The 23962-nt window shown below is 71.8% G+C and carries 25 protein-coding genes; 14 read left to right on the forward strand and 11 right to left on the reverse strand.

What is annotated here, in order from left to right; genetic code table 11:
• The first annotated feature begins 57 nt into the window (after positions 1-57).
• Positions 58-1263, forward strand: a complete 1206-nt coding sequence (locus BN159_RS04225; RefSeq protein ID WP_015655665.1) for an MFS transporter — start codon at positions 58-60, stop codon at positions 1261-1263.
• Here the strand turns inward: BN159_RS04225 and BN159_RS04230 are convergent.
• Positions 1247-2245: a zinc-dependent alcohol dehydrogenase family protein gene (locus BN159_RS04230; protein WP_015655666.1), complete on the reverse strand. Its 999-nt coding sequence runs from the start codon at positions 2243-2245 to the stop codon at positions 1247-1249. The two genes, BN159_RS04225 and BN159_RS04230, sit on opposite strands and share 17 nt — an antisense overlap.
• 110 nt (positions 2246-2355) lie before the next feature.
• On the opposite strand from BN159_RS04230, the gene BN159_RS04235 reads away from it, so the two are divergent.
• From BN159_RS04235 to BN159_RS04245, 3 genes are all read left to right on the forward strand, one after another.
• The gene (locus BN159_RS04235; RefSeq protein ID WP_041820798.1) at positions 2356-2691 is read left to right on the forward strand and encodes an ArsR/SmtB family transcription factor; all 336 of its coding nucleotides are present in this window, start codon (positions 2356-2358) and stop codon (positions 2689-2691) included.
• Between the two features lie 50 nt (positions 2692-2741).
• Positions 2742-3236, forward strand: a complete 495-nt coding sequence (locus BN159_RS04240) for a lamin tail domain-containing protein (protein WP_015655668.1) — start codon at positions 2742-2744, stop codon at positions 3234-3236.
• Between the two features lie 209 nt (positions 3237-3445).
• On the forward strand, positions 3446-4573 hold the full coding sequence (locus tag BN159_RS04245) for a hypothetical protein (protein ID WP_015655669.1): 1128 nt from the start codon (positions 3446-3448) through the stop codon (positions 4571-4573).
• A gap of 204 nt (positions 4574-4777) precedes the next feature.
• Here BN159_RS04245 and BN159_RS04250 read toward each other — a convergent pair whose 3' ends face one another.
• On the reverse strand, positions 4778-5761 hold the full coding sequence (locus tag BN159_RS04250) for a hypothetical protein (RefSeq protein WP_015655670.1): 984 nt from the start codon (positions 5759-5761) through the stop codon (positions 4778-4780).
• Positions 5762-6047: 286 nt separating this feature from the next.
• On the opposite strand from BN159_RS04250, the gene BN159_RS04255 reads away from it, so the two are divergent.
• The 3 genes from BN159_RS04255 (at position 6048) to tgmB (ending at position 7758) form a co-directional block, all read left to right on the forward strand.
• Complete coding sequence (locus tag BN159_RS04255; RefSeq protein WP_015655671.1) at positions 6048-6371, forward strand: DUF1232 domain-containing protein; 324 nt, start codon at positions 6048-6050, stop codon at positions 6369-6371.
• A 194-nt stretch (positions 6372-6565) separates the two neighbouring features.
• Positions 6566-6757 (forward strand): putative ATP-grasp-modified RiPP, encoded by a 192-nt coding sequence (tgmA, locus tag BN159_RS04260; RefSeq protein WP_015655672.1) that lies wholly within the window; start codon positions 6566-6568, stop codon positions 6755-6757.
• A gap of 17 nt (positions 6758-6774) precedes the next feature.
• Positions 6775-7758 carry an ATP-grasp ribosomal peptide maturase gene (gene tgmB, locus BN159_RS04265; protein ID WP_015655673.1) on the forward strand — a complete coding sequence of 328 codons (984 nt, stop codon included), beginning with the start codon at positions 6775-6777 and terminating at the stop codon, positions 7756-7758.
• A gap of 1 nt (position 7759) precedes the next feature.
• Here tgmB and BN159_RS04270 read toward each other — a convergent pair whose 3' ends face one another.
• A complete protein-coding gene (locus BN159_RS04270) occupies positions 7760-7969 on the reverse strand; it encodes a hypothetical protein (protein ID WP_015655674.1) in 210 nt (69 codons plus the stop codon).
• 149 nt (positions 7970-8118) lie between these two features.
• Positions 8119-8568: an integral membrane protein gene (locus tag BN159_RS04275; protein WP_015655675.1), complete on the reverse strand. Its 450-nt coding sequence runs from the start codon at positions 8566-8568 to the stop codon at positions 8119-8121.
• Between the two features lie 197 nt (positions 8569-8765).
• Between BN159_RS04275 and BN159_RS04280 the strand changes: the two genes are divergently transcribed.
• The gene (locus BN159_RS04280) at positions 8766-9725 is read left to right on the forward strand and encodes a GlxA family transcriptional regulator (protein ID WP_015655676.1); all 960 of its coding nucleotides are present in this window, start codon (positions 8766-8768) and stop codon (positions 9723-9725) included.
• 99 nt (positions 9726-9824) lie between these two features.
• Positions 9825-10193, forward strand: coding sequence for a hypothetical protein (locus BN159_RS04285; RefSeq protein ID WP_015655677.1), 369 nt, complete (start codon positions 9825-9827; stop codon positions 10191-10193).
• A 26-nt stretch (positions 10194-10219) separates the two neighbouring features.
• On the opposite strand, the gene BN159_RS04290 is transcribed toward BN159_RS04285, so the two are convergent.
• From BN159_RS04290 to BN159_RS04320, 7 genes are all read right to left on the reverse strand, one after another.
• Positions 10220-11989: an ABC transporter ATP-binding protein gene (locus BN159_RS04290; protein ID WP_015655678.1), complete on the reverse strand. Its 1770-nt coding sequence runs from the start codon at positions 11987-11989 to the stop codon at positions 10220-10222.
• A gap of 91 nt (positions 11990-12080) precedes the next feature.
• Positions 12081-12938, reverse strand: coding sequence for an aldo/keto reductase (locus tag BN159_RS04295; RefSeq protein WP_015655679.1), 858 nt, complete (start codon positions 12936-12938; stop codon positions 12081-12083).
• Between the two features lie 169 nt (positions 12939-13107).
• Complete coding sequence (locus tag BN159_RS04300; protein ID WP_015655680.1) at positions 13108-14373, reverse strand: ABC transporter substrate-binding protein; 1266 nt, start codon at positions 14371-14373, stop codon at positions 13108-13110.
• The gene (locus tag BN159_RS04305) at positions 14370-15506 is read right to left on the reverse strand and encodes a branched-chain amino acid ABC transporter permease (protein WP_015655681.1); all 1137 of its coding nucleotides are present in this window, start codon (positions 15504-15506) and stop codon (positions 14370-14372) included. Before BN159_RS04305 ends, BN159_RS04300 begins: the two co-directional genes overlap by 4 nt.
• Positions 15499-16395, reverse strand: coding sequence for a branched-chain amino acid ABC transporter permease (locus BN159_RS04310; protein WP_015655682.1), 897 nt, complete (start codon positions 16393-16395; stop codon positions 15499-15501). The genes BN159_RS04305 and BN159_RS04310 overlap by 8 nt, the downstream gene beginning before the upstream one ends.
• A complete protein-coding gene (locus tag BN159_RS04315) occupies positions 16392-17192 on the reverse strand; it encodes an ABC transporter ATP-binding protein (RefSeq protein ID WP_015655683.1) in 801 nt (266 codons plus the stop codon). The genes BN159_RS04310 and BN159_RS04315 overlap by 4 nt, the downstream gene beginning before the upstream one ends.
• Positions 17189-17971 (reverse strand): ABC transporter ATP-binding protein, encoded by a 783-nt coding sequence (locus tag BN159_RS04320; protein WP_015655684.1) that lies wholly within the window; start codon positions 17969-17971, stop codon positions 17189-17191. The genes BN159_RS04315 and BN159_RS04320 overlap by 4 nt, the downstream gene beginning before the upstream one ends.
• 335 nt (positions 17972-18306) lie before the next feature.
• Between BN159_RS04320 and BN159_RS04325 the strand changes: the two genes are divergently transcribed.
• The 5 genes from BN159_RS04325 (at position 18307) to BN159_RS04345 (ending at position 23916) form a co-directional block, all read left to right on the forward strand.
• Positions 18307-19827 carry a hypothetical protein gene (locus BN159_RS04325; protein WP_015655685.1) on the forward strand — a complete coding sequence of 507 codons (1521 nt, stop codon included), beginning with the start codon at positions 18307-18309 and terminating at the stop codon, positions 19825-19827.
• A gap of 1 nt (position 19828) precedes the next feature.
• Positions 19829-20917 (forward strand): NADH-quinone oxidoreductase subunit B family protein, encoded by a 1089-nt coding sequence (locus tag BN159_RS04330; RefSeq protein ID WP_015655686.1) that lies wholly within the window; start codon positions 19829-19831, stop codon positions 20915-20917.
• Positions 20918-20982: 65 nt separating this feature from the next.
• On the forward strand, positions 20983-22776 hold the full coding sequence (locus BN159_RS04335) for a nickel-dependent hydrogenase large subunit (RefSeq protein ID WP_015655687.1): 1794 nt from the start codon (positions 20983-20985) through the stop codon (positions 22774-22776).
• The gene (locus tag BN159_RS04340; RefSeq protein WP_015655688.1) at positions 22769-23323 is read left to right on the forward strand and encodes a NifU family protein; all 555 of its coding nucleotides are present in this window, start codon (positions 22769-22771) and stop codon (positions 23321-23323) included. The genes BN159_RS04335 and BN159_RS04340 overlap by 8 nt, the downstream gene beginning before the upstream one ends.
• On the forward strand, positions 23320-23916 hold the full coding sequence (locus tag BN159_RS04345) for a DUF5947 family protein (RefSeq protein WP_015655689.1): 597 nt from the start codon (positions 23320-23322) through the stop codon (positions 23914-23916). Before BN159_RS04340 ends, BN159_RS04345 begins: the two co-directional genes overlap by 4 nt.
• Positions 23917-23962: the final 46 nt, after the last annotated feature.

Raw genomic sequence — 23962 nt, forward strand, 5'->3', positions numbered from 1 at the left:
CCGCTCACCGCGTGCGCTCTGGGCTTCCCGCCCCCTTCCGCCAGGTGGAGTTCCCGCATGCCCACACCCGAGAGCGTCCCCGGCCACCGTTCACGCCTCGCGCTGCTGATGGCCGGCAGCTGTCTGCCGATCCTCGGCGCCGTGCTCATCGCCCCGGTCCTGCCGAAGATGCGTGACCACTTCGAGGGCGTCCCCGGCGCCGATGCCCTGGTCCCCATGGCGCTGACCGTCCCCGCGCTGTCGCTCGCGCTGCTGGCCCCCTTCGCCGGGGTCGTCGTCGACCGGCTCGGCCGCAAACGCCTCCTGGTCGTCGCCACCGTGCTGTACGCCTTCCTCGGCACGGCCCCGCTGTGGCTGGACTCGCTCGGCGCGATCGTCGTCGGCCGGGCGCTGGTCGGGGTGGTCGAGGCGGCCATCATGACCTGCTGCACCACGCTGATCGGCGACTACTACTCGGGGCGGCAGCGCGACCGCTACCTCGCCCTCCAGACGATGTGCGCGTCGATCTCGGCGACGGCGTTCTTCGTGCTGGGCGGCGCGGCCGGAGCGGCGGGCTGGCGCGCGCCGTTCTGGGCGTACGCCGTCACCCTGCTGCTCGCGCCCGCGATGGCCGTCCTCCTGCCGCGGCCGAGCGCCGAGCGCCCGCGGGACCAGGAGGCACCGGTGCGACGGCCCTTCCCCTGGCGCCCACTGGCCGGGACCTGCGCGCTGACCGTCTTCGGTGCCGTTCTCTTCTACACGGTCCAGGTCGAAATGGCGTTCCTGCTGGACGACATGGGCGTCGACGACTCGGCCGCCATCGGGCTCGCCATCGCCGCGTCCAGTGCGGCGACCGTCGTGGGCGCCGTTGTCTTCGCCAAGTCCGGCCGCGCACCGGAGACTTGGCTGCCGGGTGTCTTCGCGGTGTGCGCCCTGGGCTTCGCGGTGCTCTGGCTGGCGCCGAACCCGCTCGTCCTGACCTTGGGTGCCGTCATCAACTGCTTCGGCGGCGGCATCATGCTGCCGAGCCTGCTGACCCTCGCCATGTCCCGGCTCGACCACTCCGACCGGGGCCGCGGCACCGGCCTGTGGACCGGCTCCTTCTTCATCGGCCAGTTCCTCTGCCCGCTGGTGGTGCTGGCCCTGACCGCCGCCGCAGGCACCCTGGCCGACGCGATGGGCGTCCTCGCGGCCGCCGGGGCGCTCGGGGCGGCCGGGCTCGGACTCGCGGCCCGACGGCGTCGGCCGGTGGCCGCTCCGGCGCCGGTCAGTGGTCGACCGTGACCACGATCTTGCCGACCTGACGGCCCGCCTCCAGCCAGCGGTGCGCCTCGACGATCTCGTCCAGCGCGAAGACCCGGTCGACGACCGGGGTGAAGGCGCCGTCGCGCAGCCCGGAGGCGACGAACGCCTCGGCCCTGCGCAGCCGTCGCGGGTCCCGGGTCGTCTCGTGGACCGTGTAGGAGCGCATGTTCAGTGCGGGCAGGCCGAGGTCGACCCCGGGGTACGGGGTCGCCTCGCCGCTGAGGGCGCCGTAGACGAAGAGGGTCCCGTCGGGGGCCACCACCCGGGCCAGGTCCAGGACGCCGGGTCCGGCCACGGCGTCCAGGACGAACTCGGCGCCCCGGCCGCAGGTGACGGCGAGCACCCGTTGGACGACGTCCTCCTCCCCGGTGACGATCACCTCGGACGCGCCCGCCTTCAGCAGCGCCTCACGCTTGGCCGGGGTGCGGGTCGTCGCGACCGGTACCGCGCCCACGCGGCGGGCGACCTGGATCGCCGCCAGGCCGACGCTGCTGGCGGCGGCGGTGAGCACGACCGTGTCCCCGGGCCGCGCCCGGCCGACCTCGACGAGTGCGCCGTACGCCGTCAGATACGCCATCCACACGGCGGCGCCTTCGACCGGGCCGAGCCCTGCCGGGCGGTGCACGACCGCTGCGGCGGGGACGATCGCGCGCTCGGCGTAGACGCTGTGGTCGTTCATCGAGAAGGCGGGCAGCACGCTCACCGGCGCACCGGGCTCGAACCCCGTCACGCCCGGGCCGAGCGCCTCGACGACTCCGGCGGCCTCCGCGCCGAGCCCGGCCGGGAAGGACCGGACCGGCTCTATGTAGTGGCCCGCGCGGAACAATGCCTCGGCGCGGTTCAGGCCGATCGCGTCGATGCGCACCAGCAGCTCTCCGGGACCGGGGTTCTTCAGGTCCACGCCCTCCAGACGCAGCACCTCGGGCCCACCGAGCTCATGGAACCGGACCGCCTTGACCATCCCAACTCCCCCGTCCGACAACATGGTTCACCGGCCACCCACTCAAACCGAAAGTACGACAGGTGTCAAACTTTGATGGACACCGAACTTCGGTGACCTACGATGACGCGATGACGGCGACACGACGAGGCGGGCGGGAGCGGATTCCCGCACATCCGGACATCCGGACGGTCAGCCTCCAGCAGGTACTGGAGGCGCTGGTCGATCCCGTACGACGGCGGATCGTCGCCGAGCTGTACACCGGCGGCGAGGACCTCGCCTGCGGCACCTTCGATCTGCCGGTCAGCAAGTCGACGGCCACGCACCACTTCCACGTCCTGCGCGAGGCGGGACTGATCCGGCAGTACTACGTCGGCACGTCCCGGATGAACGCCCTGCGCCGCGAGGACATCGACGGCGCCTTCCCGGGCCTGTTGCGGGCTCTGCTCCCCCAGCCCCCCGAGTGATACATATGATCGGGGTTCTTCACTGAACCTTCACAAGGGGGGACTTCGTCATGCGTATACGCATGCTCATCGGGGCGGCCGCCGCCGCGGGCACGCTGGGCGCGCTCGCCGCCGTACCGGCCCAGGCCACCGAGTACAGCTCGGCCCTGAAGATCCGCGGCGTGCAGTACGACGCCCCGGGCAGCGACTCCAACAACTGCACGACCGGCAACAGCAAGGCCGAGTACCTGGAGATCAAGAACTACTCGTCCAGCAAGACGGTCAACCTGAAGGGTTACCTCGTCAAGGACGCCGCCGGGAACAAGTTCACGTTCACCGCGAACCACTATCTCCAGCCCGGTGACCAGATCAAGCTGCGCGGCGGCCACGGCACCGACTCCGACGCGAACAACGTCGTCTACCGCGACAACTGCAACTTCATCTGGAACAACGACAAGGACTCGATCTACCTGTACAAGCCCACGGGGGCGGGTGCCGACTCGCACAAGTACACCAAGAGCGGCTCGGACCCGGACGGCAACGGCTACATCAAGTACCACGGCTGACGGACGTGCTCAGGGCCCGCCCCAATGCGGATGGTGGGCGGGCCCTGCGCACCGGCCATTGTCACGACCGCGAGCCGGACCGGACCACGTGTGAACGGCGGTCGTCCGGAGCGGTCCGCGCACACCCCGTGTGCGGACCCCGGTGACGGATGAGGGCGCAGAGACGCTGATACTGGTACAAGCCTCTGCCCCCGTCGCCCCCAGGACTCATGCCAAGCAAGCCGACCGTCCGCCCCACCACTCCCCCCACGATCTGGCTGGCCCACGGCCGGCACACGGGCTCCTCCGCCGCCGAGGAGGTGATCCGGCGGTGTCTGCGGCGGCACAAGGACGACGGCCTCGTCGACGACTTCACGGAACCGGCCGAGGAGCGGCGCGCCGACGCGCTGGTCTTCGAGGCCCGCTGGCGGGTCGAGGACACGGTGACCGTACGGGCCCGGGTGACCCTCTCGGACGCGGGAGCCTGGGTGCTGGCGGCCGAGGCCGAGCGCCCCTGGGATCCCCGCTGGCCCTCGCCCGCCACGCTGTTCTGGCCGTCGGATCCGGACACCGGCTGGGACCACGACCCGGTCACGGGTGGACGGATGCGCGGCCTCAATCCCCTCCCGGACGACGAGGAGGCCGCACGGCGCCTGCTCAAGGGCGCCGCCGGTGACGGCTGGGCCGTCCATGTCGTCCTCCACGAGGCGATGACCCCGGACCAGCGCGGGCGGACGCCGCTCGCGGGGATGCTGCCGCCGGGTCTGCGGCACCGTGTGGTCGAGCATCGCGCGGCCCCGCACCAGCTGCGCTGGGTGAACTGGGCGCTGCGGGCCACCGGTGTGGAGGTGCCGCGGGGCGGCGCCGTGGTGCTGCCCGGCTCCCCGGCCCCGGCGGACTACGACGCGGCCGGGTTCGCCGTGCGCAGCGTCTTCCTGGACGGCTCCGAACCGGCCGAGCTGATCGCGGCCGTCACCCGGTACGCGGCTCTGGAGAAGCCACTGCCGACCGGCGCCGAGGAAGCCGTCACGGCCCTCCGCGAACGATGGACTCTGCTCACCCTCGAGGAGGAACTCGCCCGTGAGCGCGCTCTGGTGGCGATGTACGCCGAGGCGCTGGAGGCGATGACGCAGTCCCGGGACCTGTACCGGGAGGCCGCCGAGCAGGCCCATCAGGCGCTGGCCGCCTACCGGGAGTCGGTCGGCCCGCTGCCCGACCGGCAGCCACCGCCCGACTCCCCGCTCCAGCAACTGACCCGCACGTTCGGTCGGCTGAAGACCACCGCCCTCGCGCTGCGTCCGGGCCCTGCCCCGGAACCCGCCCGGGACGAAGAGCCCTCGGAACGCGGCACCGGCTGACGGCCGGTCCGGGCGGGTCCCACCGCGGCGGCGCCGCCGGGCGCCGTTCCGACCTCTCACACGCGCGGCCCCGCGCCCGGTCCCGGCACCACCGCCCGGACGCCTCGCCTGCGCAGCCCACCGGGGCGGCTTCGCGGGACGGACGCCACGCCGAAGTTTCCGCCGACGCGGCCCCCGCCCGTTCCGCACGACGCCGCGCCGACGTCACTCCGGCGCGGACCCCACCACCGCCGGCTCCCGGCGTTCCGGCTGCGCGGCCTGCGCCTTGCGGGACTGGCCAGGTGCCGTCAGGTGGACCAGCAGGGCCGTCAGGGCTGCCAGGGACGCGCAGACCGCCGCCGGTCCGGCCGCCCAGGCGGGGGCCAGGGTGAGGTCCAGCGCCCGGGACAGTCCCGTCGAGGGCAGCCGCCCGTCGAGGAGTTGGGCCGCGGCCAGCGCCGCCGGGACCAGGACCGCGCCTGCCAGGACCGGTGCCGTGATCCGCAGCGTCAGCAGCAGGGCCACCGCCAGACACGCCACCGACATGCCGAGGGCGAGGGCGTAGACCCGCAGCGAGGATCCGTCCCGACCCAGCGGGAAGCAGGCCACCGCGCACACCACGAGGGCCGCGACGGTCAGCCGTCCCGGCCAGGTCGGTGGCCGGGGCGGCTGACCCGGTGTGAGGCTCCTCGGGGCCAGGCCCGCCACCGGCGGCTCCGGCGGGGGCTCGGGCAGCGGCGGGCGTTCGCGTTCCTCGGTGAGCCGGCGGATCAGTTCGACGAGTTCCTCCACCGGGCGTCCGGTGGCCGCCGCGCGGACGGCCTCCTGGCCGCAGTGCGGCTCCAGGTCGGTGCGGTGCAGCAGGGCCACCAGCCGCGTCACGTCCTCCAGCGAGCGCCTCTCGGCGGCGGCGCGGATCGTTTCGTCCGCGCTGTCGGCGGTGCGCGGCGGCCGGGTCAGCAGACCGACCAGGTGGGTCACGTCCTCCACGGAACGGTCCACACCGACCGCGCGGAGCGCTTCGAGGGTGGCCCGGGCGTGCTCGGGCGAGCGTTCCAGCAAGGTGATGAGCTGGGCGACCTCTTCCACCGGCCGGTCGGCCACGGCGGCGTGCAGCAGCCCGCCGACCGGGTCCTGGCCGACGGGCTCGGGCGGGGCGGAGGGTATGTCGGGGTCTTGCGAGGTGGGTGTTGAAGAGCGGGTGGTCATGCTCGGCTCCAGGGAAGGGTTTCTGCCGTTGCTTCGCCCCCGAAGCGACACGCGGCTGTACGGAGTCCATTACTAAGCGTTGCCGTCCGGACCCGCCACCGGAGTGGGCCGAGCGCATGAGCGCCCACCCCACAGCCCCCTCCACCACCGCTCCGCCGGACGCTCGGCTGCTCCGGTTGGCGCACTCGGGCCTTACGCGCGCCGGAGCCGGGAATCCGTCAGGAGAGGCGTGCGTGCAGCACCGTCCACGGGCTCCCGCGCGCGCCCCGGACCGAAGGAGGGCTCGGTGGACTCGACCACAGTGGTGCTCGTCGGTGCCGCGCTCCTCGCGGCAATGGTGCTGGCCGTGGCCGTAGCGGTGCTGGTCCGGCTGGTGCGGACCCGGCGCCAACTCCGGCGCGCGGGACTGCCGACCGGGCCCCGCTGGGTCTTCTGGGGAGCCCTCGCGTACTTCGTACTACCGGCCGATCTACTCCCCGATCCGGTGTACTTGGACGATATCGGCGTACTTCTGCTCGCCCTCCGCGCCCTGCGCGGGTCCGCCGAACGGCGTGTCCCCGGGGCCTCGTCCATGCCCGTACGGGCCGGTCGGCGCGGTGCCGGCGGCTGAGGCGCGTGTGGCCCAACGGGCCTTCTGGGACCGGCAGTCGGGCAGTCGATCCATCGACAATTACGGAGAGTAAGGAAACCAACCACCCGTTCGATTCGTATAAGTGGGTGGAAGCCGAAGGAAGTCGGCGGACCGAGCGACGTCCCAGGGTGGGTGGCGCGCTCGATCGAAGCAGCACCGGCGAGGGAGAGACGATGCAACCGTTCGCGCTCAACTACGCACGTCCGGCAGCGGACACGCAGGCCACGGCCGGCTACGCCTACGACTCCGGACTTCAGTTGAACGTGACCCCGGACGGGCGGATCGCCGCACGCGACCACGCCCTGCTGAGAGAGCTGGGGACGACGACGTCCACGGCGGGCTCCAAGACGCACTTCGACGACTGAACGCGGAACCCGCCACGATGACCGTGTTGATTCTGACCACCGAAGAGGACGTCACCGCCGACATGGTGGTGGTGCACCTCAACGCCTGTGCGGTGCCGGTGGTCCGGCTCGATCCCGCCGACCTGACCGATGGGGCGGCGCTGTCCGGCGAGTATGTGCACGGCACCTTCCGAGGCCATCTGTCGTCCGGGGGGCGACTGGTGAGCCTGGACGGGCTGCGCTCGGTGTGGGTGCGCCGGCCGGGGATCCCGGCGGCCCGGGCGGCGCGCCCGTCTGCCTGGCTGACCGAGGAGTCCGCGCAGGCGCTGTACGGCATGCTGCGCGCCGGTGGCCCCCGGTGGATGAACGACCCCGATGCCGCCCACCGCGCCCGGCACAAGCCCTGGCAGCTCCGGCTGGCGCAGAGCTGCGGGCTGCCGGTGCCGGCCACCCTCATCACCACGTTCCCGCAGGCCGCCCGGGAGTTCGCCGACCGCTACCCGGACCTGGTCGTCAAGCCGGTCTCCGGGGCCCATCCGCAGGACCCGCCGCGGGCGGTGCCGACCAGCAGGGTCGCCCCGGACGCCGACTTCACCGCGGTCGCCTTCGGCCCCACCCTGTTGCAGCGGCGCGTCGTCAAGCGGGCCGACATCCGGCTCACCGCGGTGGGCGAGCGACTGCTGGCCGCCCGTAAGCCCGTGGCGGCGGACGCGCCCCCGGACGAGGTGGACGTCCGGTTCGCCTCGACCACCGCACCCTGGCAGCCGGTCGAGGTGCCGCCGCGCATCGCCGAGAGTGTGCACGCCTATCTGCGGGGCGCCGAACTGGCCTACGGTGCCTTCGACTTCGTCGAGGACGCCGACGGGACCTGGTGGTTCCTGGAGTGCAATCAGTCGGGGCAGTTCGGGTTCGTGGAGGTGGACACCGGGCAGCCGATCGCGCGGACCATAGCCGAGTGGCTGTCCCGGCCCACGGCTCCCCGGCCGACGCGGCTCAACGGCGCGAACTCGGCGGTCCGCTGAGTCAGAGCTGCGATCCGGGCGGCAGCGCCGAACGCTGCCAGCCGGCGCCCGGGTTGGCGGGCCGTTCGGCGGGCGGGGCGCCGAAGGCCTGGAGCGGCCGCATGACGAACTCCAGTTCCCTGCTGACGCGTTCGGCCTCCCGGCGCACCTGCGTGGGAACGTCGCCGCGCTCCGAGATCAGTCGGTCGTAAATGGGAGAATCCTGGAACACCCGTCAACGCGCCTTTCGTATCGCGGCCCATCCACATGGGCACGACCGCCGAGTGTAAGCGCCCAGGCACACGGGGGTGCTAATTCCGGGATCGGGCTTGACGAGGGACGATCAGGCGCTACGGCGGACTCGGGGGCGCTCGTGCCGGGTCACGCGCCGGTCGTGGAGCCCGGCCGGACGATCATGAGCACGGTGACGGTCGCCCACAGCAGGTTGAAGATGCCGGTGAACATGGCCAGCTGGACGGTCCCGGACCGGTCGACGGTCTCCTCCGCCGCGAGCTGCTCCAGGATCTCGTCCTGACGGGGCAGGACGAACGCCACCAGGACGCCCGCGGCCACCGCCGTGAGGGTCATGGACGTGACGAGCCACGCGTCGCCCAGGACACCCATCGAGGCGGCGGTGGCAAAGCCCAACAGGGGAACGGCGAGGCCGATCCCGGAGTAGACCCGGCAGATCCGGTGCAGCAGCCGGACGGTGTCGAGCCGGCCCTCCTTGGCGGTGCGCGCCGCCGGCGGAAACATGCTGCCGGCCACGGTGACCGGGCCGACGGCCACGATCGCGGCCAGGACGTGCAGGGTGAGCAGGAACTTCGTCATCAGCGGGCGTCCGCCTCCGTGCCAGGGGATGTGCTGGGGTACGCGGCCACGCTAGGAGCGGTCCGGGTGATCGCACAGTGGCGGAAGTGACAGCTTCCGACGGATTCTCGCCAACAGGGCTGCGCTGGGCCTCCGGGCCGGGCGACGGCTGGACCTGCCTTCATACCCTCGGCGGGAACCCGCCTATCGTGGCCGTCATGCACACCGTGGCGATCCTGGTCCTCGACGACGTGGTGCCGTTCGACATGGCGGCACCCATGCAGGTGTTCGACTGGACACGGCTGCCGGACGGCCGCCCCGCCTACCGGGTCCGCCTGTGCGCCGAGACCCCACAGGTACGCGCCGACTGCGGCTTCGCCCTGCGGGTGGACCGCGGCCTGGAGGCGCTGGCGGAGGCGGACACGATCATCGTGCCGGGCCGCGCCGAGGGCGCCCCGCCGCCCTCCGAGCCGGTCCTGGCCGCGCTGCGCCGGGCCGCCGAGGCCGGTACCCGGATCGCGTCGGTGTGCGTGGGCGCGTTCGTGCTGGCGGAGGCCGGGCTGCTGGACGGGCTGCGCGCCACCACCCACTGGGTGGCCGCCGACCTGCTGGCCCGCGACTATCCGCGGGTGGAGGTGCAGCCGGACGTGCTGTACGTCGACAACGGCCAGATCCTCACCTCCGCCGGGGCCGCCGCCGCCCTGGACATGTGCCTGCACATGATCCGCCGCGACCTCGGCTCGGCGGTCGCCGCCGACGCCGCGCGAATGTCCGTGATGCCGCTCGAACGGGAGGGCGGACAGGCCCAGTTCATCGTGCACGAGCACCCGCCTGTGCCCCGGGGCTCGACCCTGGAGCCACTGCTGGACTGGGTCGAGGACCATCTGTCCGAGGAGATCACCCTCGCGGCACTGGCGTCCCGTTCGGGGATGAGCGAGCGCACCTTCAGCCGCCGCTTCCGCGAGCAGACCGGGACCACGCCCTTGCAGTGGCTGCTGCGGGCGCGGGTGCGGCGGGCCCAGTACCTGCTGGAGAACAGCGACCACTCCGTCGAACGGATCGCCGGGCAGGCCGGTTTCGGCTCGCCCACCGCGTTCCGGGAGCGGTTCCGCAAGGTCGTGGGCACCACGCCGTACGCCTATCGCACGGCCTTCCGCACGAAGACCGCACAAGCCTGACAGGAGTTCGAAGGGACCGGGTGAGAAATCACCCGAGTCCCCCGGCGCCGCTCGCCGTTGGACAAGGGGCATCCCCCATCGCACGGACGGTGTACGCCCATGAACAGCTCCAGCCGCCTCCTCGCCACCCTCTACGTCGCCACCAGCGCCGGGCTCGCCTGGACCGCGGTCCTCGAGTACTGGTACGGCCCGATGTGGGCCGCGTGTCTGTTCGCGGCCGCCAGCATCGTCCCGGTCATCGCGGTGGTGCGGGAGAGCGTGATCGGCGACCAGCGCCGGGCCCTGGCCGACTGGGCCCGGCGGGCGACGGTGCCCGGCCCGTCCGGCGCCGGGCCGGACCCGGACGCCGCCGAGGACATCGTGCGCGCCGAACTCGACGGCGCCTGCTGCGAGCGCTGGTGGACCAGCCTCGGCTGCGACCACGACCGCAGCTGTCCGCACCGTATCCCCCGCAGCAGCGCGGCCTGACGGCGCACCGGGGCGGAAACGGTCCGTCAGGCGACCTGGCCGCTGTGCAGCGCGGTGTAGGCGCCGCCCCGCTGCAGGAGCTCCTCGTGGGTGCCGGCCTCCTCGATACGGCCGTCGGCCATGACCACGATGCGGTCGGCGCCACGCACGGTGGACAGGCGGTGCGCCACGACGAACGTGGTGCGGCCGCGCATCAGCCGGGCGAGCGCCTGCTGCACCAGCGCCTCGGAGCGGGTGTCCAGCGCCGAGGTCGCCTCGTCCAGGATCAGCACCCTGGGATCCCGGATCAGGGCACGGGCGATGGCCAGGCGCTGGCGCTGGCCGCCGGAGAGGCGGGCGCCGCGCTCCCCCACCAGGGTGCCCAGGCCCTGCGGCAGCCGGTCGACGAACTCCAGCGCGTTGGCGTCCCGCAGGGCCGCGCGCACGCTCTCCTCGTCGGCGTCGTCCATGCCGTAGGCGACGTTCTCGCGGACCGTGCCGTCGAACAGGATCGACTCCTGCGGGACGACCGAGACGAAGCGCCGGTAGGTGCGCAGGTCGAGGGTGTTCATGTCGGTGCCGTCGAGGAGGATCCGGCCGGTGGTGGGGCGGATGAAACCGATGACGAGGTTCAGCACGGTGGACTTGCCCGCACCGGAGGCACCGACCAGGGCGACGGTCTCGCCGGGCTCGACCGTCAGGTCGACGTCGCGGACCGCGGCGCGGCCTTCGTCGTCGTAGGCGTGCGCGACGTTCTCGAAGGTGACGGCGCCGCGCAGCTCACGGAGTTCGGCCTTGCCCGCGTTGTCCTCCAGCTCGGGCGCCTGAAGCACCTCGCCGACCGAGCGGACCGACTCAAGTCCCTTGGTGATGACGGGCGCGAGACTCGCGAGGGTGGTCGTGGAGTTGGTGAGGGTGGTCAGGAAGGCGCTGAGCATCACGACGTCGCCGGGGGTGACGCCCCAGACGCCGTAGTACGAGATCAGGGCCGCGCCGGCGAGGACCAGCACGCCGACCACGTTGAGGACCACCCAGGCCAGCGAGCCGAACCGGCCGTTGACCAGGTCCAGGCGCATCCCGGAGGTCAGCAGCCGGTGCAGGGTGCCGTCCATCCGGCGCAGGGCCTTGCCCTCCAGACCGTGGGCGCGGGTGACCGGGATGAGCCGGGTCATCTCGGTGACGCGGGAGGAGAGGGTCTCGACCTCGTGGCGGAAGTGTTCGTTGTGGGTGCGCAGCCGCGCCCTGAGGCGGGCGACGACGAGCGCGGCGGCGGGCACCACGACGAGGAAGACGGGCAGGAACTCCGGTGTGCGGAAGCCGATGATGACCAGGCCGCCGATGAGCACGGTGGTCGCGCCGAGCCCCATCTCGGCGGTCTGCTGCACCATTTGCTCGACCGTCTCCACATCGCGTACGACCTTGGCCTGGAGCACTCCGGCGCTGACCCGGGAGTGGTAGCCGATGGAGAGCTGCTGCATCCGGGTGCAGAGCGCGGAGCGCAGGGCCGTGCCCATGCGGCGGACGCTGCCGTAGAGGAGGCGTACGTAAAGCACGTGCAGGGGGTAGTTGACCAGCAGGATGAACATGATCAGGCCGGTGCTGAGCCAGAGTCTGCTGATCGGGTGGTGGGCGACCACGGTGTCGATGATCTCCGCGGTCACCAGGGGCAGCAGCCAGATGGGGCTGTGCTTGACGGTGAACACGCCGACCGCCGCGATGAGTTGACGGCGGTCGGCACGGAGCAGGTAGGCGAGGGTGCGGACGGGGTGCTCGCCTCGATAGCGGTGGTCGAGCGGTCTTTCCATCGGCGAGGCCACGGGCGGGGGTCCTTCCCAGGGTTCGGGGTGAGCGGACGAGGGTGGGTAAGCGCTTTCTCGGGCAAGCGCTTACTCCCCATCCCGCGCGGGGCTACACCGCGTCCAGTGTCGCGATCTCCTCCGCCGTGAGGGTGAGTTCGGCCGCGGCGACGGAGTCGCGGATCGTCTCCGGGCGGCTGGAGCCGGGGATCGGGACGACGACCGGCGACTTGGCGAGCATCCAGGCCAGGCAGACGCGCTGCGGGCTCACTCCGTGGGCCTCGGCGACCGTGGCGAAGGGGGCGTAGGCGGAGCCCAGTTCACGGGCCCGGGAGATGCCGCCGAGGGGGCTCCAGGGCAGGAAGGCGATGCCGAGTTCGGCACACAGCCGCAGTTCCGGCTCGCTGGAGCGGAAGGCCGGGGAGAACTGGTTCTGCACGGAGACCAGCCGGCCGCCCAGGATCTCGTTCGCCTGCCGGATCTGGCCGGGGTCGGCGTTGGAGATGCCCGCCATCCGGATCTTGCCCTCGTCGAGCAGGTCCCGGATCGCGCCGACCGAGTCCTCGTACGGCACCCTCGGGTCGGGGCGGTGGAACTGGTAGAGCCCGATGGCCTCGACGCCCAGCCGCCGCAGGGACGCCTCGCAGGCCCGCTTGAGGTGTTCGGGGCTGCCGTCGCGGGTCCAGCTGCCGTCGCCGGGACGCAGATGGCCGCCCTTGGTGGCGACCAGGACGTCGGCGCCCCGGTCATGGGTGGCGAGGGCCTTGGCGATGAGGGTCTCGTTGTGGCCGACCTCGTGGGCGTGCAGGTGGTAGGCGTCGGCGGTGTCGATCAGGGTGACACCGGCGTCGAGCGCCGCGTGCACGGTGGCGAGGGCGCGGGCCTCGTCGGGGCGGCCCTCGATGGACAGGGGCATTCCGCCCAGTCCGATGGCACTGACGTCGATGTCACCGATGCGGCGGGTGTGCATGGGCTTGTGACCTCTTCCGGCTCTCACGCGGGATGCGACTCGGGGTCACTCCAGCCTGACGGCGGGCGGGTCACAGGTCCAATAGAGGTTGGAGAACGCATTCATCAGTGGCGGCACTGAATCCGGCCCGCGGCGCCTCCACGGGCGCCGCGGGCCGGGTGACGTTCCGTCAGTTCTTCGACAGGTACTCCTTCACTCCGGGCGCCACGTGCGCCTCCTCCACGTTCACCATGGCGCCGACGGCCTTGGCGTCGGGCTTGAGCACATAGGTGGACGTGCTGGCGGGCTCGGCCACGTCGGAGAAGTTCTGCGGGCTGCCGAGCCCGGCGTCCGCGTTGCTCTGCATCCGGTGCGCGGTGACCACGTCCTGGCGGGCGAGGCTGCCGTCCTCACAGGCCTTCTTCAGGCTGACGCCCATGAGCCGGGCGGCGTTGTAGCCGGAGAGCACGCCGGAGTCGACCAGGTCGCCCGGGTACTTCTTCTGGTAGGCGGCGACCATCTTCTTCACCCCGGGCACGTCCGAGCTGACGGCCGGGATCGCGCTCACCACGCTCAGCATGGCCTCCAGGGCGTCCGCCGCGGGCGTCTTCATCAACTGCGGTGCGTAGCCGGGGGCGTTGCTGACGACCGGCACCTTCAGTCCGCGGGAGGCCGCGACGCCGACCAGCGAGGCGGTCTGGGCGGGTCCGGCGCTGATCAGGATGGCCTTCACACCCTCCTTGTTCAGTGCCGAGACCTGGGCGGACAGATCGGTGTCGGTGGCCTTGATCTTCTGGCCGACGACCTTCAACCCGGCCTTCTTCGCGGCCCATTCGGAGCCTTCGAGGGCATTGGCGCCGTAGTCGCCCTCGAAGTAGACGTGACCGATGGTGTCGCCCTTCTTGATGCCCTTGGTACGGGTGAGGTAGTCGACGGCGGCGATCATGTCGATGTCGTAGGTGGTTCCCAGCACCTGCACGGAGTTCTTGCCGAGCAGCGAGGCGGCCCACGCCTGCGGGAAGGTCAGCACCTGGTCGCGTTCGATGTCGTCGAGCAGGGCTGCGACCACCGGGGAGCCGATGACCTGGGGCATGGCGACCACGTCGGGGGCGATGTCGGCGTAGGCGGTGACCGCCTTCTGGACGTCGTAGCCGTGGTCCTTGACCACGATCTCGACCTTGCGGCCGCAGATCCCGCCCTCGGCATTGGTCTCGTCGGCCCACATCTGCTGGGCCTGCACGATGGACTTGCCGAGGGTGGCGTACGGGCCGGTCAGGTCGGTGAGGGCGCCGAGCTTGATGGTCTTGTCGGTGACGCCGGGCCCGCCCTTGACGCCGTCGGCGCCGTCGGCGGCACTGTCGCTGTCCGCCTTGGAGCTGCATCCGGTGCCCGCGAGGAGCAGGGCTGTCAGGGCGGCGGCCAGGACCGTCCTGGTGCGGTGCGTGGGGTGGTTCACGGTGTCGGCTCCTTGGCTCGTTCGGCTGAGGCGGGTGAGGGGGTCGGGGTCGCGGGGTCCGCGTCCTTGTCCTTGAGGGCGGTCCGCCGGCTCTGGATGCGGGCGCGGGTGCGCCTGAGCAGTCCGTGCAGTCCGTCGGGGGCGAAGAGCAGGATCAGGACGATCGCCGCTCCGTAGAGGTAGCGGGCCGCCTCGGTGGGGCCGACCGCTCCGTCGGTGGTGCCGGGCGCCGCCACCAGGGGCAGCTGGTCGGCGTAGCGGGTCATCAGCAGGGGCAGCGCGGTGACGAAGACGGCGCCCGCGGTGGCTCCGGCGACCGAGCCGAGACCGCCGATGACGATCATGGCGAGGTAGTCGACCGAGAGGGCGAGGGAGAAGTAGTCCGGGACCACACGGCGGAAGGCGAGGGCGAGCATCACCCCGGCCAGGCCCGCGTACATGGAAGAGACCACGAACGCCGCCGAGCGGTAGCGGGCGATGTGCACGCCCATCACCGCGGCCGCGGTCTCGCTGTCGCGCAGCGCCACCAGGGCCCGGCCGGGGCGTCCGAGCCGCAGGCCGCGGGCGGTGAACCAGGTCAGCGCGAACAGGGCCATGCCCAGGTACCACAGGCGTTCCTCGGCGCCGAACGGCACGCCGAGCACGGTCAGTTCGGGGTCGGTGGCGGTGAAGGAGAAGCCGCCGAGCTCCAGTGGGGGCACCGAGCGGCCGTTGAATCCGCCGGTGATCGAGTCCGCGGTGAGCAGGACGTGGTGGCCGAGGAAGACCAGGGCGAGGGTGGCGACGCCGAGGTAGATGCCGCGCACCCGGCCCGCGACGGGGCTGAACAGTCCGCCCGCGGCTCCGGCGAGCAGGACCGCGAGGACGAGGGCGACGGCGGGCGGCAGTCCGGGGCCGGGTTCTCCGGCGAGCCAGACGTAGCCGTAGGCGCCGACGGCGAGGAAGAAGGCGTGGCCGAGGGAGAGTTGGCCCGCCGTTCCGGACAGCAGTCCGAGGCCCACGGCGCCGACGGCGGCGGCCATGGAGAACAGGCCGATGCGCAGCCAGAAGGCGTCCAGGTAGAAGGGCAGCGCGCACAGCAGGACGACGAGGAGGACGGTTCCGGCGCGGTAGCGGCGCAGCAGTTCAGACACGAGCCGCTCCCTTCGCGCCGAACAGCCCGTTGGGCCGTACGAGAAGGACGAGGACCATCACGGCGTACGGGGCGACATCGCCGAACCCTTCGCCCAGGACGTGGAGTTCGGACTGGTATCCGGCGACCAGGGCCTCGGTCAGGCCGATCAGCATGCTGCCGGCGAGGGCGCCGGGTGGTGAGGCCATGCCGCCGAGGATGGCGGCGGGGAAGGCCTTCAGGGCGATCTGTCCGGTCGTACGCTCGAGTCCCGGGGCCGGGAACGCGGCGAGGAACACCGCGGCCAGCGCGGCGAGTCCGCCGGCCAGGCACCAAGCGAGGGTGCGCATTCGCACCAGCCGTACGCCCATCAGCGCGGCCGCCTCCAGGTCCTCGGCCGAAGCACGCAGCGCCAGGCCCCAGTTGGTGTACCGGAAGAGGGCGAAGACGGCGCCGATGACGACGGTGGAGACCACGATCGCGGCGAGGCGGCTGTCGGCGACCGTGATGGGGCCGAGGCCGGTGACCGAGTCGCCCCAGGGGTCGCCGAGGGAGAGGAGGTCGCCGCCGATGCGCCGGGAGAGGTCGGTGAGCAGGACGATGTCGACGCCGATGGTGACGATGGTCTGCACATGGGCGGCCTGGGCGTCCTGTTCGCCGACCTGGAGCAGGAACCGGTCCATCAGCCCGGCGACGGCCGCGGTGGCGAGGACGGCGACCGCGAGGGCGCCCGCGAAGCCGAGGTCGTCGTGGAGCACCGCGGTGAGGTAGCCGCCGAGCAGGAGCAGGGAGCCGTGGGCGAAGTTGATGACGCCGGAGGCCTTGAAGATGATGACGAAGCCGAGGGCGACCAGGGCGTAGACCGAGCCGAGGGCCAGGCCGTTGAGGATGTTGTCGAGGAAGCCGGTCATGCCGCGTCCTCCTCGGTGGCCTCGGTGCCGAGGTAGGCGCGCAGCACCTCGGGGTCGCGGCGGACCTCGTCGGGGGTGCCGTGGGCGATGACCCGGCCGAAGTCGAGCACGGTGACCTCGTCGGCGAGCCGCATGACCAGTCCCATGTCGTGTTCCACCAGCACGACGGAGAGGCCGAGTTCGGCGCGGACGGCGCGGATGGTGTCGGCGGTGCGGGCCCGTTCGGCCGCGTTCATGCCGGCCACCGGTTCGTCGAGCAGTAGCACTGTTGGCTCCAGACAGAGGGCGCGGGCGAACTCGACGCGTTTGCGGTCGCCGTAGGACAGCAGCGCGACCGGGGAGTCGAAGTGCGGTCCGAGGCCGGTGAGTTCGGCGATCTCGCGGGCGCGGGCGAGGTGCTCGCGCTGTTCGCGCACGGCGCTGGGCAGGCGCAGGGCGCTGGCGGCGAAACCGGCGCGGGACAGGATGTGGCGGCCGAGCATCAGGTTGTCGCCGACCGTGCCTTCGGTGGTGACGATGTTCTGGAAGGTGCGGGCGATACCGAGGGCGGCGATGCGGTGCGGGGCGAGGCTGGTGAGATCGGTGTCGCCGAGGCGGACACTGCCGGAGGCGGGGCGGTACAGGCCCGAAAGGACGTTGAAGCAGGTGGACTTGCCCGCGCCGTTCGGTCCGATGAGGGCGTGCACGGAGCCCGGGACGACCGTGAAGGACACGCTGTCCAGGGCGGTGAGCCCGGCGAACCGGACGGTGACGTCCCGTACGTCGAGTACGGGCGGCGTGGTGGTGCGGTCGTTCACGCGGCCCCCTGACCGTCGGCGGTCTCGCCCAGGTAGAGCCGCCGTACGGCGTCCGTGCGGGCGAGTTCGTCGGCCGCCCCGGAGAGCCGGATCTCGCCGACCTCCAGGACGTAGGCGCTGTCCGCGAGGGAGAGCGCCATGCCGGCGTTCTGTTCGACCAGGAGCACGGCGGTGCCCTGGGAGTTGATCTCCTTCACGACGTCGGCGATCCGGGCCACCATCTGCGGGGCGAGACCGAGGGAGGGCTCGTCCAGCAGAAGCAGCCGGGGTGCGGCCATCAGCGCGCGACCGATGGCGAGCATCTGCTGCTCACCGCCGGAGAGCAGACCGGCGGCCTGGTGGGTGCGCTCGGCGAGCCGGGGAAAGAGGGCGAAGACCCGGTCCCGGGCCTCACGCACGAGAGCGGGGGCGCGGCGGCCGAGCCCCAGCCCCCCGGTACGCAGGTTCTCGTCGACCGTGAGCCCGGCGAACACCCGTCTGCCCTCCGGGACCTGCACAACCCCGGCGCGCACCGCGGCGACCGGATCGCGTCCGTCGAGTTCCGTGGCGCCGTAACGGATACGGCCCGCGGTGACCGCGCCGCGGTGCAGGCGCAAGGTGCCCGACACGGCCCGCAGCAGCGTCGTCTTGCCCGCGCCATTGGCACCGAGCAGGGCGACGACGCCACCGTGCGGAACGGTCAGCGACACGGAACGCAGGGCGGACACGGCCCGGCCGTAGATCACGTCGATCGCGTCGACATGCAGGGCCGGTTCCTCGTCCGGTGGTGCTTCGGGCATCACATCTCCTCGGGTCCGTGCCCGACGGGCACGGGTGTTCGGGGAAGGGGAGCTCACGACAGCACGCGCGCGGGCGGGCGGAACAGGGCTGGGGCCGGGGTCGCTGCGTGGTCCCAACGGGGGTGGGCCGGGGTTGTGCGGGTGCCCAGGCTGGGGGTGGTCCGCGGATTCCGGGCCGGGAAGCGGGGAAGGCGCGGGCGGTCGGGTGCCCGGCCGCCGGCCACTCCCCCGAACGGCTCAGTGGAGACGGTCCCGGGGAAGCGGCGATCTGTTACGGATGTGACCGTCGTGGAAGGGATGTGCGCGCAGACGGATCCGAGGAACCAGGAGGCGGAATGCCCAGGGGCCTGACCGAGGGCGATGCGGCGGGCGCTGTCCCCGTGGCCGGCGAGGACCTGCCGGCAACCCCCTCCCGATGCGGCTTCGAGCAGCTCAGCGCCCTCGCCGACGCCGTTCTGTACGAGGGCTACCTGCTTTACCCCTACCGTCGGTCCTCGGCGAAGAACCGCGTCAGATGGCAGTTCGGGGTGCTCTTCCCCCGCGACTGGGTGGAGGCGTCCGGACCCGTCGTCCCGGGCGTGTCCGGCTCCGCCGACTCCTGGTACCAGCAGACCGAGTGCCTGCTGCGCGTCCGCCGTCCCGGTGCTGTCGTACGGGTGAAGGTGCGCTACCTCCAGATGCAGCACAAGCAGGTGGAGGAGGCCGCCCCGGACGGCGGCCACCGTGCCGTCGCGTCGCTGCGGACGGACTCCGGCGCGGCGTATCTGACCTTTGACGAGGCGGTACCGCGCGAGGCCGAGGTCGCCGTCCGCCTGGCCGACCTTCTCCAGGGTGAACATACGGTCCCGGTCGGCTCGGAGGCCGGCACGGACATCGAGCCGTTGCCCGAACGGGTCGGACGGGTGGTGCGCCGACGCGAGGAGGTACGCGCGCACACCACGCTCGTGGTCGAGCGGCTCCATGACGACGTCTGCCGGATCCGGGTACGCACCGCGAACACCGGGCCGGCGCCCGATCCGCGGCTGCCTCGCGACGAGGCGCTGCGCGGTGCCCTCATCGCCACGCACACCCTCCTCGACGGGGACGGCGTGGACTTCGTCTCGCTGATCGATCCCCCCGCGCCCCTGCTCGAACACGCCCGCGCCTGCCGGAACGCCTTCACCTTCCCCGTCCTCGGCGGCCAGGCCCCGGCAGCAGGGACCGACGCCGACGGCACCGGACACCTCCTGCTCTCCGCACCGATCATCCTTCCCGACCACCCCCAGGTGGCGCCGGAGAGCCCGGGCGATCTGCATGATGCCGCGGAGATCGACGAGATCCTCACCCTGCGCACGATGCTGCTCACGGACGAGGAGAAACGGGAGGCACGCGCCACCGACCCACGGGCCGCCGCCATCCTCGACCGGGTCGACACCATGCCCCCGGAAGTCTTCGCCCGACTGCACGGAGCCGTCCGCTCGCTGAAGCCGGCCGGCCCCGCCGCCGATCGGCCGACCTGGTGGCAGGAGGGCGCCGACTCCGGGCTGTCCCCGACCACCGACACCGTGCTCGTCGACGGCGTGTCCGTCGGCGCGGGCAGCCGCGTACGGCTCCGCCCCCGTGGCCGGGGCGCCGACGCCCAGGACATGTTCCTGGTCGGCCGGACCGCACAGGTCGCCGCCGTGCTCCACGACGTGGACGGCAGCATGCACCTCGCCGTCACGCTCGACGACGACCCCGCGGCCGAACTGCACACCTGGTACGGCCGCTTCCACTACTTCCGCCCCGACGAACTCGAGCCGCTCACGTCCGCCGACGCAGCGGCCCCCGGCGCGCCGCGGACCGACTCCCCCACCCCCGACAGCGGAGGCCGATGACATGACGACGCACAGTGGCACCACCGAGGTCGGCGGCGAGCCCAGTCGTGGCGAGGACCGACAGGGCTTCGACGAGATCCACATCCTCTGGATCTCCGAGGGCATGAGCTGCGACGGCGACACCGTCTCCCTCACCGCCGCCGACCAGCCCTCCATCGAGGACCTGGTGCTCGGTCTGATCCCGGGTCTGCCGAAGGTCAACCTGGTCAACAAGGTGCTCTCGCCGAGCCTGGGCGGCGAGGACTTCCTCGCTCCGTACCGGGCGGCGGCACGCGGGGAGCTGGCCCCCTTCATCCTGGTCATCGAAGGCTCGATCCCCAACCAGAACGTCATCGAGGGCGACGGCTACTGGACCTCCTTCGGCAACGACCCGGAGACCGGTGAGCCACAGACCCTGAACTCGTGGATCGACCAACTGGCCCCCAAAGCCTGGGCCGTGGTGGCGGCGGGCACCTGCGCCACCTTCGGCGGAATCCACGCGATGGCCGGGAATCCGACCGGATGCATGGGCCTCGCGGACTATCTGGGCTGGGACTTCAGGTCACAGGCCGGGCTGCCCGTGGTGAACGTGCCGGGCTGCCCGATCCAGCCCGAGAACTTCATGGAGACCCTGATCTGGGTCCTCCACCACGCGGCCGGCTCCGCTCCCCCGCCCCCGCTGGACCACATGCTGCGCCCGCAGTGGCTGTTCGGGAAGACGGTCCACGAGGGCTGCGACCGCGGCTCGTACTACGAGCAGGCCAGTTTCGCCCGTGACTACAACTCCCCCAAGTGCCTGGTCAAGACGGGCTGCTGGGGTCCGGTCGTCAACTGCAACGTACCCAAGCGGGGCTGGATGGCCGGGGTCGGCGGCTGTCCGAACGTCGGCGGCATCTGCATCGGCTGCACGATGCCGGGCTTCCCCGACGCGTTCATGCCGTTCATGGACGAGCCGCCCGGCGGCACCCTGTCGTCGCTCGCCATCAAGCCGTACGGCGCCGTCATCCGCCGACTGCGCGGCGTCACGAACGAGTTGGTCAACCACGAACCCCGTTGGCGCCACAACAAGCGGAAGCTGACCAGCGGTTACAACCCGCGCTGGCGTCCCTGAACCCGCGCCACCCGCACATCGACCACGACCATGACGTACACCAGCAGCGAGGGGCACGAACAGCGATGACCACCACCGAGGCCCGGCCCACGGAACGCAAACCGCCGCAGATCGTGGACATGTCCTGGGATCCGATCACCCGGATCATCGGAAACCTGGGCATCTACACGAAGATCGACTTCGCCAACCGGGAAGTCGTGGAGTGTCACAGCACCTCGTCACTCTTCCGCGGCTACTCGGTGTTCATGAAGGGCAAGGATCCGCGGGACGCGGGCTTCATCACGTCCCGCATCTGCGGGATCTGCGGCGACAACCACACCACCTGCTCCGACTACGCCCAGCAGATGGCCTACGGCGTCAAACCGCCCCGGCTGGCCGAGCACATCGTCAACCTCGGCGAGGCGGCCGAGTACATGTTCGACCACACGATCTTCCAGGACAACCTGGTGTTCGTGGACTTCTGCGAGGCGATGGTCAAGGCCACCAATCCTGGTGTGCTGGCCCGCGCCGAACGCACCGACGCACCCCGCGGGGACATCCACGGCTACCGCACGATCGCCGACATCATGAAGGCCTTCAACCCCTTCGAGGGCGAGGTCTACAAGGAGGCGCTGAAGGTCAGCCGGGTCACCCGCGAGATGTTCTGCCTGATGGAGGGGCGCCATGTGCACCCCTCCACGCTGTACCCCGGTGGCGTCGGCACACTGCCGCAGCCGACGGTGTTCACCGACTACCTCAGCCGGCTCATGCGGGTCATCGACTTCGTCAAGAAGGCCGTCGCCATGAACGACGACGTCTTCGACTTCTTCTACGAGGCGCTGCCCGGCTACGAGGAGGTCGGCCGCCGCCGCGTTCTGCTGGGCTGCTGGGGCGCCTTCCAGGACCCCGACGTCGTGGACTACCGCTACGAGAACATGAACCACTGGGGCAAGGCGATGTACGTCACCCCGGGCATCGTCGTCGACGGCGAACTGGTCACCAACAACCTCGTCGACATCAATCTCGGACTGCGCATCATGCTGGGAAGCTCCTACTACGAGGACTGGGTCAACGAGCAGCCCTTCGTCACCCACGACCCCCTCGGCAATCCGGTCGACATGCGCCACCCGTGGAACCAGACGACGGTCCCGGTGCCGCAGAAGCGCGACTTCGACGACAAGTACAGCTGGGTGATGAGCCCCCGCTGGCACGACGGACGCACCGGGGAGCATCTCGCCCTGGACACCGGCGGCGGCCCGCTGGCCCGGCTGTGGTCCACCGCGCTGAGCGGCCTGGTCGACACCCCCTATGTCAAGGCCACCGGCAACAGCGTGCGCATCTCGCTGCCCAAGGGCGAGTCACTGCCGGAGACGACCCTGGAATGGCGCATCCCGAAATGGAGCAACACCATCGAACGGGATCGCGCCCGGCCGTACTTCGTCGCGTACGCGGCCGCCATGGCCCTTCAGTTCCTCGAAGAGGCGATGGGCCTGGTACGGGCCGGCGACACGAAGGTGTTCGAGAACTTCGAGGTGCCCGACGAGGCGATCGGCTGCGGCTTCCACGAGGCGGTGCGCGGTGTCCTCTCCCACCACCTGGTGATCAAGGACAAGAAGATCGCCAACTATCACCCGTACCCGCCCACCCCCTGGAACGCCAGCCCCCGCGACAAGTTCGGCACCCCCGGCCCGTACGAGGACGCCGTCCAGGGGCAGCCCATCTTCGAGGAGAACGGGCCGGACGACTTCAAGGGCGTCGACATCATGCGCACCGTCCGCAGTTTCGACCCCTGTCTGCCGTGCGGAGTGCACATGTACGTCGGCAAGGGCAAGACGCTGACCACCCTGCACTCGCCGACGTACGGGGCCAACCATGGCTGAGCCCGAGGCCGCGGCCGAGCGGCTGGCCGACCCGGACGTGGAGGCCCGGCTGGCCCGGCTCGACGCGCTGCTGGAAGGGCTCGACGCGGCGCCCGGCCCGGCCACCCGCTCCGCCGTCGAGGCGGTCGGGCTCCTGACCGAGGTCTACGGCGAGGCGCTGGCCCGCGTCATGGACCGGGCCGACGGGCCGCTGGCCGAACGCCTCGCCGACGACGAGCTGCTGGGCCACCTGCTGGTGCTGCACTCCCTCCACCCGGAGCCCGTCGAGCGCCGGGCGGCCCGCGCGGTCGAGCGGTTGCGGCCCGCGGTGCGCGAACGCGGCGGCGACGTGGAGTGGGCGGGCGTGGAGGCGGGCGTGGGCCGGGTCCGGCTGACGGCGGGCGGCGGTTGCGGCTCCGGGTGCGGTACGGGGTCAGGCGACGTCACCGCCGCGGTCCGGGAGGCGGTGCTCGCCGTCGCGCCGGAGCTCACGGCGGTGGAGCCGGTGCAGGTCACGCCCCCCGCGTTCGTACCGCTGACCACGCTCACGCACCGGGGCGCACCATGACCACGCAGGGTGCTCTGGCCCGCCTCATCCGTTCCTCGGCCCGCCGCACGGCGAGCGCCGAACAGGAGCGGTGCGACCTGTGCGCCGCGCCGGTGCCCGACGAGCACGCCCACCTGTACGACCTCTCCGAGGAGCAGGTCGCCTGTGCCTGTGGCGCCTGTTCGGTGCTGTTCGCCGACGACGGCGCGGGGGACGGCCGCTACCGGCTCGTCCCCCGCAGGCGGATCCGGCTCCCCAAGGTGGACACTGAGGTCCTGGGCGTGCCCGTCGGCCTGGTGTTCTTCGTGCCCCGTGCCGACGGCACGGTCACCGCGGAGGGCCCGAGCCCTGCCGGTGCCATGCGTTGGGAGGTGGACGCGGCTGCCTGGCGACGCCTGGTCGCGGCCCGGCCGGAGCTCGCCTCCCTGGCGCCGGACGTGGAGGCGCTGCTGGTGAACACCGTGCACGGCCTCGACCACCACTGGATCGTGCCGGTCGACGACTGCTTCCGGATGGTCGCCGTCGTCCGCCGGGAATGGCGGGGCCTGTCCGGTGGCGGCCGGGTCTGGCCGGCCGTCGAGCGGTTCTTCGCGGACCTCACCGAGCGGCCATGACCGCCGCACCCCGCGGCGCGGCGGCGAGAAGGAGGAAGGAACACCT

The organism is Streptomyces davaonensis JCM 4913 (assembly GCF_000349325.1).
GTDB classification, from domain to species: domain Bacteria; phylum Actinomycetota; class Actinomycetes; order Streptomycetales; family Streptomycetaceae; genus Streptomyces; species Streptomyces davaonensis.